This is a genomic window from Luteimonas sp. MJ250 (assembly GCF_039548455.1).
Taxonomy (GTDB): domain Bacteria; phylum Pseudomonadota; class Gammaproteobacteria; order Xanthomonadales; family Xanthomonadaceae; genus Luteimonas.
This window is the reverse complement of record NZ_JBCLVB010000010.1, coordinates 247,211-262,059: the sequence shown is the minus strand read 5'-3', so window position 1 is coordinate 262,059 and position 14,849 is coordinate 247,211. Positions and strand designations below refer to the sequence as shown.

Sequence of the window (14,849 nt, the reverse complement as noted above, 5' to 3'; positions counted from 1 at the left end):
GGTCCGGCACCGCTGCAAGCTTTTCGCGGTCGACGGAGAGCCTCCCAGGAGGCTTTTTTCGATTGCGGGAATCGGGCTCGCGCGGTGCGCAACGAGGCGCGCCGGCACCGGATCCAGCAGTATCGGACAAGGGGCCCGCCGGGCCCTTTTTTATTTTTTGCGCCCGGCGCGGCAGGCAATGGACCAGGACAGAGGAGGCATCGTGGCCGACAAGTCGACCGACATCGCGAATCTCCTTTCGCCGACCGTTGCCGCCCTCGGCCTGGAGCTGCTGGGCGTGGAGTACCTGCCGTCGCCCGGCGGCGGCGCGATGCTGCGCCTGTACATCGACCGTCCCGGCGCCGATCCGGCGGCTGATGGCCAGGGTGTCGGGATCGAGGACTGCGAAGCGGTCAGCCGCGAGGTCTCCGCCCAGCTCGACGTCGAGGATCCGATCAGCAGCAACTACACGCTCGAGGTGTCGTCGCCCGGCGTCGACCGGATGCTGTTCACCCCGGCGCACTTCGAACGCTTCCTCGGCGAACAGGCCAAGGTCAGCCTGAAGCTCCCGCAGGACGGCCGTCGCAGGCTGCTGGGGCGGATTGCCGCGGTGGAAGGCGAAACGGTCACGTTCGAGCTCGACGGCCGGCCGTTCGCGGTCGCCGCCGACAACATCGACAAGGCGCGCCTGGTGCCCGACTGGGTGGCGCTTGGCTACGGGCCTGCGAAGGACGCCTCCGGGCGCGATGCGCGCCCTGGCAAGGGCAAGAGCAAGCCTGGCGGCAAACAAACAACCAACAACAAGCCGGCGGCGTCGAAGCCGTCCCGTGCGGAGTAATAGAGAAGATGAGCAAGGAACTGTTGCTGGTCGTCGATGCGGTCGCCCATGAGAAGGGCGTGCCGGAGTCGGTGATCCTCGAAGCCCTCGAAGCGGCCCTGGCCACCGCGGCCAAGAAGCGCTACCTCGAGCAGGACGTGCTGACCCGCGTGGCCATTGATTCCAAGGACGGCAACTACGAGACCTTCCGCCGCTGGGAGGTCGTGGCCGACGACGTGGTGATGGAGTCGCCGGATCGCCAGATCCGCATGATGGACGCGATCGACGAGGCCGAGGGCGTCGAGATCGGCGACTACATCGAAGAGCAGATCGAGAACGTCGACTTCGGCCGCATCGCGGCCCAGGCCGCCAAGCAGGTGATCGTGCAGCGCGTGCGCGAGGCCGAGCGCCAGCAGGTCGTGGATGCGTGGAAGGATCGCGTGGGCGAACTGGTCACCGGCGTGGTCAAGCGCGTCGAGCGCGGCAACGTCTTCGTCGACCTCGGTGGCAACGCCGAAGCCTTCATCCCCAAGGACAAGGCGATCCCGCGCGACGTCGTGCGCGCCGGCGACCGCATCCGCGGCTACCTGTACGACGTGCGCACCGAGCCGCGCGGACCGCAGCTCTTCATCAGCCGTGCGGCGCCGGAGTTCATGATCGAACTGTTCAAGCTCGAAGTGCCGGAAGTCGGCCAGGGCCTGGTCGAGATCAAGGCCTGCGCGCGTGATCCGGGCGACCGCGCCAAGATCGCCGTGGTCGCCTACGACACCCGCACCGATCCGATCGGTGCCTGCATCGGCATGCGCGGTTCGCGCGTGCAGGCGGTGTCCAACGAGCTCAACGGCGAGCGCGTCGACATCGTGCTGTGGTCGGACAACCCGGCGCAGTTCGTGATCAACGCCATGGCGCCGGCCGAAGTGCAGTCGATCGTGGTCGACGAGGACAAGCACTCGATGGACCTCGCGGTCGCCGAGGACCGCCTGGCCCAGGCCATCGGCAAGGGCGGCCAGAACGTGCGCCTCGCCAGCCGCCTCTCGGGCTGGCAGCTCAACGTCATGACCCAGGACCAGGTCACCGCGAAGTCGGAGGCCGAGCAGTCGACGGCGCGCGCCCTGTTCCAGGACAAGCTCGAAGTCGACGAGGAAATCGCCGGCATCCTGGTCGCCGAGGGTTTCAGCACGGTCGAGGAAATCGCCTACGTGCCGGTCGGCGAGCTGCTGGCTGTCGAGGGCTTCGACGAGGACATCGTCGAGGAACTTCGCGCCCGTGCCCGCGATGCGCTGCTCAACGACGCGCTGGCGGTCGAAGAGGAGCTCGGTGACAACGTTCCGTCCGACGACATGCTCGCGCTTGAAGGCATGGATGACGAAATCGCCTTCGCGCTCGCCGCCAACGGCGTGTGCACCGCCGAGGACCTGTCCGACCTCGCGGTCGACGAGGTACTGGAGTTCGGCATCGAGGGCCTCGACGAAGCGCGTGCCGCAGCGCTGGTGCTTGCCGCGCGCGCGGGTGAGATCGCGCGCCTGGAAAGCGAAGGCTGACAGACCGGGGCCGTCACGGCCCCCGAGCATGGCAAGCACCCAGAATTGATCCATCCATAGCGCGGCATGTGCCGACGCCAGAGGAACCGGAATCCGAATGTCGCAGCAAACCACCATCCGCAAGCTGGCCGCACTGGTGAACACGCCGGTCGAGAAACTGCTTGAACAGCTGTCCGAAGCGGGCATGCCGTTCAACGATCCCGACCAGGTCGTGACCAGTACCGAAAAGGTGAAGCTCCTGGGCTTCCTGCGCCGCACCCATGGCCGTGCCGAGAAGGGCGCCGTGGATCCGGTCGCACCCAAGAAGATCACCCTCCAGCGCAAGAGCACGCTCACCGTGGGCGGCGGTCGCAACAAGCCGACCGTCGACGTGGTCGTGCGCAAGAAGGTCACCCTGGTCAAGCCCGAGGCCGGCGGTGCCGCGGGCGGCGGAGAGGACGACGAGCGCGCCGAGATCCTGCGCAAGCTCGAGGAGTCGCGCCAGCGCAACCTCGACGAGCAGCAGCGCCTTGCCGACGCCGACCGCCGTCGCCTGGAAGAGGCCGAGGAAGCCAAGCGTCGCGAGCTTGAAGAAGCCGAGCGCGTGCGCACCGAGGCCGAGGCCGCGGTGGCGGCGGTCGCGACCGAAGAGGCTGCTCCGCGCAAGGCGCACGGCCATGGCCATCCCAAGCCGGCTCCCGCGCGCGACGATCGCAGCGCGGCCAAGGGCAAGCACCGGGGTTCGCATGCGATGGCTGCCGGCCCCGAGGACGAGGAAGGCGCCGCCGCACGCTTTGCCGGGCAGATGCACCTGTCGCCCGCCGACCGGGCGCGCCGCAGTACCGCACGCCCCAAGCGTGGCGCGCAGCGTGGCCAGCAGCGCGACCAGTCGCGCACCGGTACCGGCTTCACCCGTCCGACCGCGCCGGTCGTGCGCGAGGTCGCGATCGGCGAGGCCATCACCGTCGCCGATCTGGCCCAGAAGCTGGCGATGAAGGGCGGCGACGTGGTCAAGGCGCTGTTCAAGATGGGCGTGATGGCCACCATCACCCAGTCCATCGACCATGACACCGCGGCACTGGTCACCGAAGAGCTCGGCCACCAGGCCGTGCGTGCCGATGCCGACGACGCCGAGAGCGAGCTGCTCGCACACGTTGAAGAGATCACCGGTGACCAGACGCCGCGTCCGCCGGTCGTGACCATCATGGGCCACGTCGACCACGGCAAGACCTCGTTGCTCGACTTCATCCGCCGCACCAAGATCGCCACGGGCGAGGCCGGTGGCATTACCCAGCACATCGGCGCGTACCACGTCGAAACGCCCAAGGGCGTCATCAGCTTCCTCGACACCCCGGGCCACGCCGCGTTCACGTCGATGCGCGCGCGCGGCGCCAAGATCACCGACCTCGTGGTGCTGGTGGTGGCCGCCGATGACGGCGTGATGCCGCAGACGATCGAGGCGATCCAGCACGCGAAGGCGGCGAATGTGCCCCTGATCGTGGCGATCAACAAGATCGACAAGTCCGAAGCCGATCCTTCGCGGATCAAGAACGAACTGCTGTCCCATGATGTCGTGGCCGAAGAGTTCGGCGGCGACACGCAGATGGTGGAGCTGTCGGCCAAGACCGGCGACGGCGTCGACGACCTGCTCGATGCGATCAACCTGCAGTCCGAAGTGCTGGAGCTCAAAGCGATCGGTGAAGGACGTGCCAGCGGCACGGTCATCGAGTCCTCGCTCGACAAGGGCCGCGGCCCGGTGGCGACGGTGCTGGTTCAGCAGGGCCTGCTCAACAAGGGCGACTTCCTGGTCTGCGGCGTGGAATACGGTCGCGTGCGCGCACTGTTCGACGAAACCGGTGGCCAGGTGCCTTCGGCGGGTCCATCCATTCCGGTGCAGGTGGTCGGCCTGTCGGGCGTGCCCGACGCCGGCGACGATTTCGTGGTCGTCGACGACGAGCGCCTGGCCAAGGAAGTCGCGCAGCAGCGCGAGTCCAAGCGCCGTGAACTGCGCCTGGTGCAAGCCGCGGGCAACCGCATGGAAGACATCATGGCGCAGATGGGCGGCGGCCAGCAGCTCGAGCTGCCGCTGGTCATCAAGGCCGACGTCCAGGGTTCGGTGGAAGCACTGCGCCAGGCGCTCACGGCGCTGTCCAACGACGACATCCGGGTGAACATCATCCGCTCGGGCGTGGGCGGCATCACCGAGTCCGACGCCAACTCCGCCGCCACGTCCAAGGCGACGATCATCGGCTTCAACGTCCGTGCCGACGCGTCGGCCCGCAAGGTGATCGAAGGCAGCGGTCTCGATCTGCGCTACTTCTCGATCATCTATGACGTCATCGACCAGGTGAAGCAGGTCGCGTCCGGCATCCTTGGCGTGGAAATCCGTGAAGAGATCATCGGCACCGCCGAGGTCCGCGAGGTCTTCCGCAGCTCCAAGTTCGGCGCGGTCGCCGGCAGCATGGTCATCGAGGGCGTGGTCCGTCGCAACAAGCCGATCCGCGTCCTGCGCGACGAAGTCGTCATCTTCGAGGGCGAGCTGGAATCGCTGCGCCGCTTCAAGGAGAACGTCGACGAGGTGCGCGTCAACACCGAGTGCGGCATCGGCGTGAAGGCCTACAACGACATCAAGCCGGGCGACAAGATCGAGTGCTTCGAGCGCGTCGAAGTGCAGCGCACGCTCTGATGTCGCAGAAGACATTCCACCGCACCGATCGCGTGTCCGCCCAGCTCCGCAGGGAGCTGGGCACCCTGGTTCGCGAAGCGGTGGCCGAGCACGGGCTGCCGTCGGTGAGCGTGTCCGACGTCGAGGTCACGCGCGACATGGCACACGCCAAGGTGTTCGTGACCGCCCTGCAGTCCGAGCGCGCCGCCGAGGCGATCAAGGGCCTGAAGGCGGTGGCACCCGAGATCCGCTACCGGCTCGCGCGCGCGGTGAAGATGCGCCACGTGCCTGAGCTGCACTTCCATTACGACGATTCGGTGGACCGCGGCGAGCGCATCGACAACCTGTTGCGCGACCTGCCCGACGCCCCCGGCGAAGACTGAGGGGCTTCCTGGCTTCCCGGTTTCCGGGACGCGGACAGGCCGGGGAGCACACCCCCTGCGTACGGGACGGGCAACGCGCGCCGCAACGGAGGCTCCGTCGCGACAAGGACAGACCAGCACTGTCTCCGATCGCGGCTATAGCCGCTCCCACAGAGTCGTGATGCGTCGCTCCCGCAGGGTGGGGCCAGGTGGGCAGAGACGCCGCGGTCAGTCGCCGCCTTCATCCTGGCCGCGCCAATAGTCGTTGGCTTCGGCGATCGTCCTGAACTCGATCGCGACAAGCTCTGCCGCACGCATGAGCATCATCGGATCCTCCTCGTATTTTTCGCGCACGCGCTGCTTGGCGTCGGCATCCTTCTGGATGCTGCCGATGGTCTTCCTGACCAGGGTGATTGCCAGCTGCCGACCCTGCAGCGGAGTGCTGGTGATCAGGCTGGGTACGTAGTCGTCGCTGGCGGGCGCGGCCACCGCAGCATCCTGTGCGTGCACGGGCAGCGCAATCGCCGACAGCGCAAGGGCGAGGGCCAGGGTTTTCGTTTTCATGAACGCTCCTGTTCGTGGTCGACCGGATGTGCAGCCGGTGGATGCGGGCAGGCTGCGCCGCGTATGCGCGGGTGGCCTTGATCCATATCAAGGGCACGCCACCTACAATGCCGTGATGAAGCAACGACCGCGAACGAAATTCCGCAGGCTCGACGGCATCCTGCTGCTCGACAAGCCCCGTGGACCGAGTTCCAACCAGGCGCTGCAGCGTGCGCGCCACCTGTTCCGCGCGGAAAAGGGCGGCCACACCGGCAGCCTGGATCCGCTGGCCACCGGCCTGCTGCCGCTGTGCTTCGGCGAGGCCACCAAGATCGCCGGCGGGCTGCTCGGCGCGCGCAAGGCCTATGACACGGTTGCGCGCCTGGGCCAGGTCACCGATACCGATGACGCTGACGGCCAGCTGCTGCGCGAGCGGCCAGTGCCGCTGCTGGACATCGCCACGATCGATGCCGCCCTCGCACGGCTCACCGGCCCGATCATGCAGCGGCCGCCGATCTATTCCGCGCTCAAGCGCGGCGGCGAACCGCTGTATGCGAAGGCACGTCGCGGAGAGGACGTCGAAGTCGAGCCGCGCGCGGTCGACGTGCACGAATTCAGCCTGCTGTCTGCCGCCGACCTGCTGGATGCCACCGACGGCGTGGCGCCGGGAAATATCCTGCGGCTGCGCGTGGAGTGCGGATCGGGAACCTATGTGCGCAGCCTCGTGCGCGATCTCGGCGAAGCCCTTGGCTGCGGCGCACACGTCGCTGAATTGCGCAGGCTGTGGGTGGACCCGTTCAGGAACCCGAGGCTGTGGACGTTCGCCGAGCTCGAGGCGCTGGCTGAACGGGGCGAGCGCAGCCTCGAGGCCTGCCTGTTGCCGGTCGAGGCGGGCATGGATGCCTGGCCCCGGGTCGAGGTGGATGCCGCTGGCGCCGCGCGCCTCGCGCATGGGCAGGGGGTGGACGGCGTATTCGCCGGCGCAGGCGAAGTCGCCGTGTTCGGACCCGGCGCCCGGGTGCTGGGGCTGGGGACCACCGATGGCGAGGGCGGCCTGAAGCCGCGACGCATGTTCACATGGGCCTGCGCGCAGCCCGCTCCCGCCGCGGCGGCAGGCAGGGACTGAGGCCGCGCCTTGTCCGCAGGGGGTCGCTCGCGGTACAATTCCGCGGCTTTTTCCAAGCACTTCCGGCGCCCGATGACGGGCGCCAGGCGTCCCACAGCAAGCGGCGGTTCTCGTGGTGTGCGTCCGTGCCGGTCGGCATGGGGGCGTTCCTGCGGTCCACGCATCACAGAAAGGCATAAACGATGTCCATCGATACCAGTTCCATCATTGAAGACAACAAGCGCGGCGAGAACGACACCGGTTCCACCGAAGTCCAGGTCGCCCTGCTGACCGCACGCATCGTGCACCTCACCGAGCACTTCAAGACCCACAAGCAGGACCACCACAGCCGCCGCGGCCTGCTGAAGATGGTCAACACGCGCCGCAGCCTGCTTGACTACCTGCACCGCAAGGACATCGCGCGCTACAAGGCGCTGATCGGGAAGCTTGGCCTGCGTCGCTGATACACACCCCGCCGCGGCGCAGAGATGCGCCGCGGTTCTTTTTCCGGCGCGCCGCGGGTGCGCCACCCGGCAGGGGGCAAGGGTCCCGGCCGGTTCATCGCAAGAGACACCGAGGAATCACCAACGTGGCGAAAGTTACCAAGAGCTTCGAGTACGGCAGTCGCACGGTCACCATCGAGACCGGTGAGATCGCACGCCAGGCCGGCGGCGCGGTCATGATCTCGTGCGAGGGCACCATGCTGCTGGTCAGCGCGGTCGCCAACAAGACCGCACGCGAGGGGCAGGACTTCTTCCCGCTCACCGTCGACTACCAGGAGAAGTTCTACGCCGGTGGCCGCATTCCGGGCGGCTTCTTCAAGCGCGAGGGCCGCGCGACCGAAAAGGAGACGCTGACTTCGCGCCTGATCGATCGCCCGATCCGCCCGCTGTTCCCCGATGGCTTCCGCAACGAAGTGCAGATCATCGCCACGGTGATGTCGATGAACCCCGAGGTCGACGGCGACATCCTCGCCCTGATCGGCGCCTCGGCCGCGCTCTCGCTCTCGGGCGCGCCCTTCGACGGCCCGATCGGCGCCGCCAAGGTCGGCTACAAGGACGGCCAGTACCTGCTCAACCCGACCGTGTCGGAGCTGAAGGAGTCCGAGCTTGAACTCGTCGTCGCCGGTACCGCGAACGCAGTGCTGATGGTCGAGTCCGAGGCCAACGAGCTGTCCGAGGACGTGATGCTCGGCGCGGTGATGTTCGGCCACCAGCAGATGCAGGTCGCGATCGCCACCATCAACGAGCTCGTCGCCGAAGCCGGCAGGCCGAAGTGGACCTGGAGCGCGCCCGCTGCCGACGAAGGTATCGTCAGCGCGATCCGCACCGCGGTCGGCGAGAAGCTCGCCGAGGCCTTCCAGGTGCGCGACAAGCTCGAGCGCAAGGACACGATCTCCAACCTCAAGAAGTCGATCCTCGCCGCCATCGCCCCCGAAGCGGAGTCGAAGGCCTGGGCGACCGGTGACCTGTCGAAGGAGTTCAGCGAGCAGGAATACCAGACGATGCGCAACTCGGTCCTCACGACCAAGGTCCGCATCGACGGCCGCGCGCCCGACACCGTGCGCCCGATCGCCTCGAAGGTCGGCGTGCTGCCGCGCGTCCACGGCTCCTCGCTGTTCACCCGCGGCGAGACCCAGGCCATCGTCGCCGTCACGCTGGGCACCGCCCGCGACGGCCAGATCATCGACGCGGTCTCCGGCGAGTACAAGGAGCACTTCCTGTTCCATTACAACTTCCCCCCGTACTCCGTGGGCGAAGCCGGCCGCATGATGGGCCCGAAGCGTCGCGAGATCGGCCACGGCCGCCTTGCCAAGCGCGGCGTGCTCGCCGTGATGCCGACGATGGAAGCGTTCCCTTACACGATCCGCGTCGTGTCCGAGATCACCGAATCGAACGGTTCGTCGTCGATGGCGTCGGTCTGCGGTTCGTCGCTGGCGCTGATGGACGCGGGCGTGCCGATCAAGGCGCCGGTCGCGGGCATCGCCATGGGCCTGGTGAAGGAAGGCGACGACTACGTCGTGCTGTCCGACATCCTCGGTGACGAAGACCACCTGGGCGACATGGACTTCAAGGTCGCCGGCACCGAGAAGGGTATTTCGGCGCTGCAGATGGACATCAAGATCCAGGGCATCACCGAAGAGATCATGAAGGTCGCGCTGGCGCAGGCCAAGCAGGGTCGCCTGCACATCCTCAAGGAGATGGAGTCCGCGCTGACCTCGCCGCGTTCGGAGCTCTCCGAGTTCGCGCCTCGCCTGATCACCATCAAGATCCATCCCGACAAGATCCGCGAAGTGATCGGCAAGGGCGGTTCGGTCATCCAGGCGATCACCAAGGAAACCGGCACCCAGATCGACATCCAGGACGACGGCACGATCACCATCGCGTCGGTCGACGCCGCCGCGGGCAAGGCCGCCAAGGACCGCATCGAGCAGATCACCTCCGACGTCGAGCCGGGCCGCATCTACGAGGGCAAGGTCGTCAAGCTGATGGACTTCGGTGCGTTCGTCACCATCTCCCCCGGCAAGGACGGCCTGGTGCACGTGTCGCAGATCTCCAACGAACGCGTCGAGAAGGTCGGCGACGTGCTCAAGGAAGGCGATATCGTCAAGGTCAAGGTGCTGGAAGTCGACAAGCAGGGCCGCATCCGCCTGTCGATGAAGGCCGTCGAGGAAGGTGAAGGCACCCCGGCCGAGTAAGGGCTGGCGGGTCCGGCGCGTCGCAAGGCGCGCCATCGCGTCACCGGGAGAGCGGGCTACGGCCCGCTCTCCTGCGTTCGGAACCACCATTTTCCGGTCCGGCCGCCGGGCGCGTCCGGCGGCCGGACGGCTCAGGGAGCGGCGCGCGAAAGCAGGTGGCGCAGCAATTCCATGTGCCAGCGCACGATGCGCATCGGGAGCGGCTGCGATCGCCGCCGCTGCCTGGGCACGGCCGGCCGCTTGGCCGCGGCCGGGCCTGCGGTCGGCGAGCCCAGGGCGTCCGCCGCCGGCCCGCGGGGATATGGCGACGCGCCGTAGTCCGGCTCGGGGTGGCGCGGCAGGTTGGCGATGGCCGTGGCGCCGGCGGCCTGCACGATTCCCAGCGGCACGTGGCCCGTGTAGCCGGGAAACACAGCCTGCGCGCTGGTGTGCCCCATGCGCCGCTGCAGGATGTCCCACAGCACGCGGCGGAAGTCGGTGGTCACCGGGATGTCGCCGAAGTGCGGCGACAGTATCTCCGGGTGCAGTCCGGCGAAATTGCCGTAGAAGCGCCGGCCCACGACGGGTCCGCCCAGCACCAGCATCGGATTGCCGTAACCGTGGTCGGTACCGCCGCTACCGTTCTGGCGCACGCGGCGCCCGAACTCGGACTGCACCACCACCGTGACCCGCGAGGCCTCGCCGCCGGCGTGCATCTCGGCGTAGAACGCCGCCAGCGCCTGCGACAGTTCGGCGATCTTGTTCTGGTAGTAGTGGTAGCCGCTGCCGGCGGTGCCCTGGCCGTCGTGCGTGTCCCAGCCGCCGAGGTCGACGGTGGCGTAGCGCAGGCCCAGGTCGAAGCGGATCGACTGCGCTACGGTCCACAGCTGGCGTGCGAAGGTGCTGGTGGGCCAGCCCGCCGGTGGCGTTGACTGGAAGTCCTGCTGCCGTACCAGGCGCAGGGACGCGTCTGCGCGCTTGCCGCCGAGTTCAAGCGAAGTGGGGCCGTTCCAGAGCAGCTCCAGGGTCTCGTTGACCCCGCGCGTGCCGGCCGGCATGCCCTCGCGCCAGGTCTGCCAGCCCCAGGCCCCGGAGTCGAGGCGGAAGTCGGTCGGGCTGCCCATCGTCAGTGCCTGGGTGGCGCCGATCAGGTTCGCCGGCGTACGGCTGTTCACCGCCAGCGCGGGGATCGGGACCGATTCACTGGCGCCGGGATGGTTGGCCCAGGCCCGTGCCAGCCAGCCGGTATTGCCGCCCTGGCGTCCGGGCGTGCCGAGGTCGAGGTAGAGCTGGGCGTCGAAGTGGCTGCGGGTCACCGCGGTCTGCATGCCGCAGCCGTGGACGATGGCCAGCCGGCCATCGCCCCAGAGCTCGTGCAGGCCCGAAGCCGATGGGTGCAGTCCAAAGCCGGTGCCGCTGCCGTTGCCCAGCGTGAGCGGAAGCGCGCCGTAGGCCCCGCTGGCCGCGATCGCCAGGCCTGGCCGCGCCTGCTCGTAGTGCACGCGGTCCTCGCCGGACACCGGCACCACCAGGTTGAGGCCGTCGATGCCGCCGCGCAGGAACACGTGCACGATCGTGTCGTAGCCGTTGGCCGCGGCGTGCGCGGCCGGGGAGAACAGCAGGCCGGGACCGATGGCGCCGATGGCCGCGGTGGCGCAGCAGCCCTTGAGGAAGTCGCGGCGCTGGAATTCGATGGAAGACATGTCGTGGCTCCTCAGCGGCCCAGGAATTCGGGCGACATCAACAGCAGCGATACCATGCTGCGCAGCCGCTGCTGGTTGTAGTGCCGCTTGAGGTCGCTCATGGCCCACGTGTCCGTATCGGTGATGACATAGGTCTCGGGATTGCCATTGCGGGCCATGAAGTCCAGCAGCGCCTGCCGGCGCGCGGCCTCGGGCAGGTAGCCCAGGATGCGCAGGCACCAGAAATCCACCAGGCGCCGCGCGGTCCACTCGCCGGCGGGGATGTGGGCGCGCGTGGTGGCCAGGATCGGTGCCAGCGGCACGCCGTCGTCGCTGGATTCGGTGAGCCAGCCGAGCAGCTTCCAGGTCATGGCGTAGCGGTTGCCGCCCATCCAGTCCTTCGAGGTATCCGGATAGCCATTGGGCGCCGGCCAGTCATAGGGCAGGTGGCCGGTGAACCCCATCCGCCACATCAGGGTGTCGGAGGCGTCGTGCCCCACGCGCGGCGTCCAGTCGCAGCCGAGCACCCGCATCGCAGCGGCGACCGCCTCGAAGGGGCGACGCTGCTTGAAGCCCCAGGCGTTGTGCGCCAGGTCGGAGGTCAGCACATGGCGCAGCGTGCGCGCGATCTGGTCGGGCGCCTGCCAGTGGCTCCGGAACACCGCCGCGGCGCTGTCCACCAGGCCGCTTGGCGGATCGTCCGCGAAGAAGCGACGGATGATCTTGCCGCAGATGAACTTCGCCACCCGCGGATGGCTGGCGATGCGGTCGAGGATGTCGCGGCCGTCCTTGAGCGCGGGCTGCTCGGGGTAGATGAAGCTGCCGAGCACGTATTTCGGTCCGGTGTCGTGCCACGCCGCGCGGTAGGTGAAGGCGCCATCGTCCTCGCCCGGATACTGCCAGTGGCCGTTTCGAACCGACCAGCCGGTGAAGGCCGCCGAAGTCTCGTAGACGTCGATGTCGGTATAGCCGATGGGGTAGGACGGATCCTCCGGGCAGGGCGGCACCTGGAAGGGATCCATGAAGCCGAGGTAGTTCTCCGCGCCGAAGGTGTGCAGCTCCAGCAGCTCGCGGGCGAAATTCTCGTTGGGGCCGGAGCGGGTGTTGGAGAGGTTGTCCAGGTAGTACAGCATCGCCGTGCTCTGGGCGACGGACTCGAGCATGGCGCGGAAGTTGCCCGTGGCGTGCTGCCGGATCACGTCGCGGTGGTAGTGCACGTAGACCGGGCCGGCCGAATAGTCGCTGACCATGACGTTGAAGTGGTCGTGCCAGAAGGTGACCATCACCTCAAGCAGCTGGCGCCGCGAATAGGCGGCGCGCGCCAGCGCCGAGCGCTGCACCTCGAAGGCCGGGCGCATGCGGACGTTGTGGTCGGTGGTGTTCTGCGAATGGTCCTGCCAGAGCTGCTGCAGGCTCTTGCCCAGGGTCTGGTAGCCGGCGGCGGACAGGCGTGCCTCGACCGCGCTGTCGTCGATCGAGGACCAGGCCAGCTGGCGGTCCACGTAGGCGTTGAGCCGCGCGGCGTCGTTGCCGCCCAGGGCGTTGAACTCGGCGATCGATGCCGGGGTGGCACCGTAACCAAGGTTGTTGAGCACCCGCACCGCGAACGGCGCCCTGGTGGCCGGGACCATCACCCCGGGACGCGTCGAACCACCGGTGCCCGGCGGCGCAAGCATCGGGCCGGACCCGGGGTCGGACTCTGGCGCGGACGCCGGCGCGGTAGGCGCCGGTGCCGGTGCCGGCGCGTAGCGCGGCTGGCCCCGGAGCTTGTAGCGGTGCGTGAAGGCGTCGCGCAGGGCGTCCACCTGGGCGTTCGGCAGCTGGCTGTTCATGGACGGTCTCCCCGGCGGCGGGACCCCGCCGCCAAACCGGGTCCAGACTACCCGAAGCCGGGCTGCCAACCGTGACCGCTTTCCCAGCTCCGAATCGAAGCGCCGGGCCCGCGGTTCGCGCTGTCGCCGGGGCTCAGACCAGCCCGGTGGCGTAGAAAACGCCGATGATCACGAATACGGCGATGGTCTTGATGATCGTGATCGCGAAGATGTCCTTGTAGGCCTGGCGATGGGTCAGGCCGGTGACCGCCAGCAGGGTGATCACCGCGCCGTTGTGGGGCAGGGTGTCCATGCCGCCGGACGCCATCGATGCCACCCGATGCAGGACCTCCATCGGAATGCCGGCGGCTTCGGCGTTGGCAATGAAGCTGTCGGCCATCGCCGCCAGCGCGATGGACATGCCGCCCGAAGCCGAGCCGGTGATGCCGGCCAGCGCGGTTACGGTGACCGCTTCGTTGACCAGCGGGTCGGGGATGGCGCCGAGCGCGTCGGCGACCAGCAGGAAGCCTGGCAGCGCCGCGATCACGGCGCCGAAGCCGTATTCCGAAGCGGTGTTCATCGATGCCAGGAGTGCACCGCCGATCGCGGATTTCGTGCCCTCGGCGAAGTGCTTGAGCACCGTCTTCCAGGCAAACACCATCACCGTCACGATACCGATCAGCAGCGCACCCATGACTGCCCAGATCGCGGCGATCTTCGCCACTTCCTGCACCACTGGCGCCGGGTTGCCGACCACCGCCGGGATGAAGCTGTGGCTGTCGCCGTACCAGCCCGGGATCAGCCGCGTCAGCGCAAGGTTTGCAACGCCCACCATCACCAGCGGCAGCAGCGCGATGAGGGGATGCGCGAGCCGTTCGCCGACGAAGGGTGCCGGTTCGTTGAGCAGGGTGGCCGGGTCGCCATACCCCTCGCCGGCGCGCTGCGCAACGCGGCGGCGCCAGTCGAGATAGGACAGGCCGACGATGATGATGAAGACGCCGCCGATGGTGCCCAGGATCGGCGCCGCCCAGGTGTTGGTGCCGAAGAACGCCGTCGGGATGATGTTCTGGATCTGCGGCGTGCCCGGCAATGCATCCATGGTGAAGGTGAAAGCGCCCAGCGCGATGGTGCCGGGGATCAGGCGCTTGGGGATGTCGCTTTGGCGAAACAGTTCGGCGGCGAACGGATAGACCGCGAACACCACCACGAACAGCGATACGCCGCCATAGGTCAGCAGCGCGCAGACGATCACGATCGACAGCATCGCCCGCTGCGCGCCGACCACCTTGATAGTGGCGGCGACGATCGACTTGGAGAAGCCCGAGATCTCGATCAGCTTGCCGAACACCGCGCCCAGCAGGAACACCGGGAAATACAGCTTCAGGAAGCCGACCATCTTGTCCATGAACAGGCCGGTGAACATCGGCGCCACCAGCGAGGGATCGGTCAACAGCACCGCGCCCAGGGCCGCGATCGGCGCGAACAGGATCACGCTGTGGCCGCGGTAGGCGACGTACATCAGGAAGACCAGCGCAGCGAGCACGATCAGGAACGACATCGGCAACCCTTCGATCGTGCGGCGCACGACTCCACGGGCGACAGTGTTCCCGCCAGCCGCCGTCTCGGCCCATTGTCCGAAGGTACGATGCCGCCGCGTGCGCCGCCTCCCTAGTCTTGGCACCACGCGG

11 protein-coding genes are annotated in these 14,849 nt (G+C 68.1%); 7 read left to right on the top strand and 4 right to left on the bottom strand.

Annotated elements, in window-relative coordinates; genetic code table 11:
• The first annotated feature begins 202 nt into the window (after nucleotides 1–202).
• From rimP to rbfA, 4 genes are all read left to right on the top strand, one after another.
• On the top strand, nucleotides 203–817 hold the full coding sequence (gene rimP, locus WCE37_RS04755; RefSeq protein WP_343278661.1) for a ribosome maturation factor RimP: 615 nt from the start codon (nucleotides 203–205) through the stop codon (nucleotides 815–817).
• An 8-nt stretch (nucleotides 818–825) separates the two neighbouring features.
• Nucleotides 826–2,337: a transcription termination factor NusA gene (gene nusA, locus WCE37_RS04750; protein WP_343278353.1), complete on the top strand. Its 1,512-nt coding sequence runs from the start codon at nucleotides 826–828 to the stop codon at nucleotides 2,335–2,337.
• Between the two features lie 97 nt (nucleotides 2,338–2,434).
• On the top strand, nucleotides 2,435–5,002 hold the full coding sequence (gene infB, locus WCE37_RS04745; protein ID WP_343278352.1) for a translation initiation factor IF-2: 2,568 nt from the start codon (nucleotides 2,435–2,437) through the stop codon (nucleotides 5,000–5,002).
• Complete coding sequence (gene rbfA, locus WCE37_RS04740; protein WP_343278351.1) at nucleotides 5,002–5,364, top strand: 30S ribosome-binding factor RbfA; 363 nt, start codon at nucleotides 5,002–5,004, stop codon at nucleotides 5,362–5,364. Before infB ends, rbfA begins: the two co-directional genes overlap by 1 nt.
• A gap of 207 nt (nucleotides 5,365–5,571) precedes the next feature.
• On the opposite strand, the gene WCE37_RS04735 is transcribed toward rbfA, so the two are convergent.
• Complete coding sequence (locus WCE37_RS04735) at nucleotides 5,572–5,907, bottom strand: hexameric tyrosine-coordinated heme protein (RefSeq protein ID WP_343278350.1); 336 nt, start codon at nucleotides 5,905–5,907, stop codon at nucleotides 5,572–5,574.
• A 115-nt stretch (nucleotides 5,908–6,022) separates the two neighbouring features.
• On the opposite strand from WCE37_RS04735, the gene truB reads away from it, so the two are divergent.
• From truB to pnp, 3 genes are all read left to right on the top strand, one after another.
• Nucleotides 6,023–7,012 carry a tRNA pseudouridine(55) synthase TruB gene (truB, locus tag WCE37_RS04730; RefSeq protein WP_343278349.1) on the top strand — a complete coding sequence of 330 codons (990 nt, stop codon included), beginning with the start codon at nucleotides 6,023–6,025 and terminating at the stop codon, nucleotides 7,010–7,012.
• Nucleotides 7,013–7,194: 182 nt separating this feature from the next.
• A complete protein-coding gene (gene rpsO, locus WCE37_RS04725; protein WP_343254445.1) occupies nucleotides 7,195–7,455 on the top strand; it encodes a 30S ribosomal protein S15 in 261 nt (86 codons plus the stop codon).
• A 125-nt stretch (nucleotides 7,456–7,580) separates the two neighbouring features.
• A complete protein-coding gene (gene pnp / locus WCE37_RS04720) occupies nucleotides 7,581–9,689 on the top strand; it encodes a polyribonucleotide nucleotidyltransferase (protein WP_343254444.1) in 2,109 nt (702 codons plus the stop codon).
• A gap of 131 nt (nucleotides 9,690–9,820) precedes the next feature.
• Here the strand turns inward: pnp and WCE37_RS04715 are convergent, their stop codons facing one another.
• The 3 genes from WCE37_RS04715 to WCE37_RS04705 all read right to left on the bottom strand — a co-directional run bounded on the left by WCE37_RS04715 (nucleotide 9,821) and on the right by WCE37_RS04705 (nucleotide 14,719).
• Nucleotides 9,821–11,371, bottom strand: coding sequence for a DUF1501 domain-containing protein (locus WCE37_RS04715; RefSeq protein WP_343254443.1), 1,551 nt, complete (start codon nucleotides 11,369–11,371; stop codon nucleotides 9,821–9,823).
• Between the two features lie 11 nt (nucleotides 11,372–11,382).
• Nucleotides 11,383–13,182 (bottom strand): DUF1800 domain-containing protein, encoded by a 1,800-nt coding sequence (locus WCE37_RS04710; protein ID WP_343275787.1) that lies wholly within the window; start codon nucleotides 13,180–13,182, stop codon nucleotides 11,383–11,385.
• 133 nt (nucleotides 13,183–13,315) lie between these two features.
• Nucleotides 13,316–14,719, bottom strand: a complete 1,404-nt coding sequence (locus WCE37_RS04705) for a GntP family permease (RefSeq protein ID WP_343278348.1) — start codon at nucleotides 14,717–14,719, stop codon at nucleotides 13,316–13,318.
• Nucleotides 14,720–14,849 lie beyond the last annotated feature (130 nt).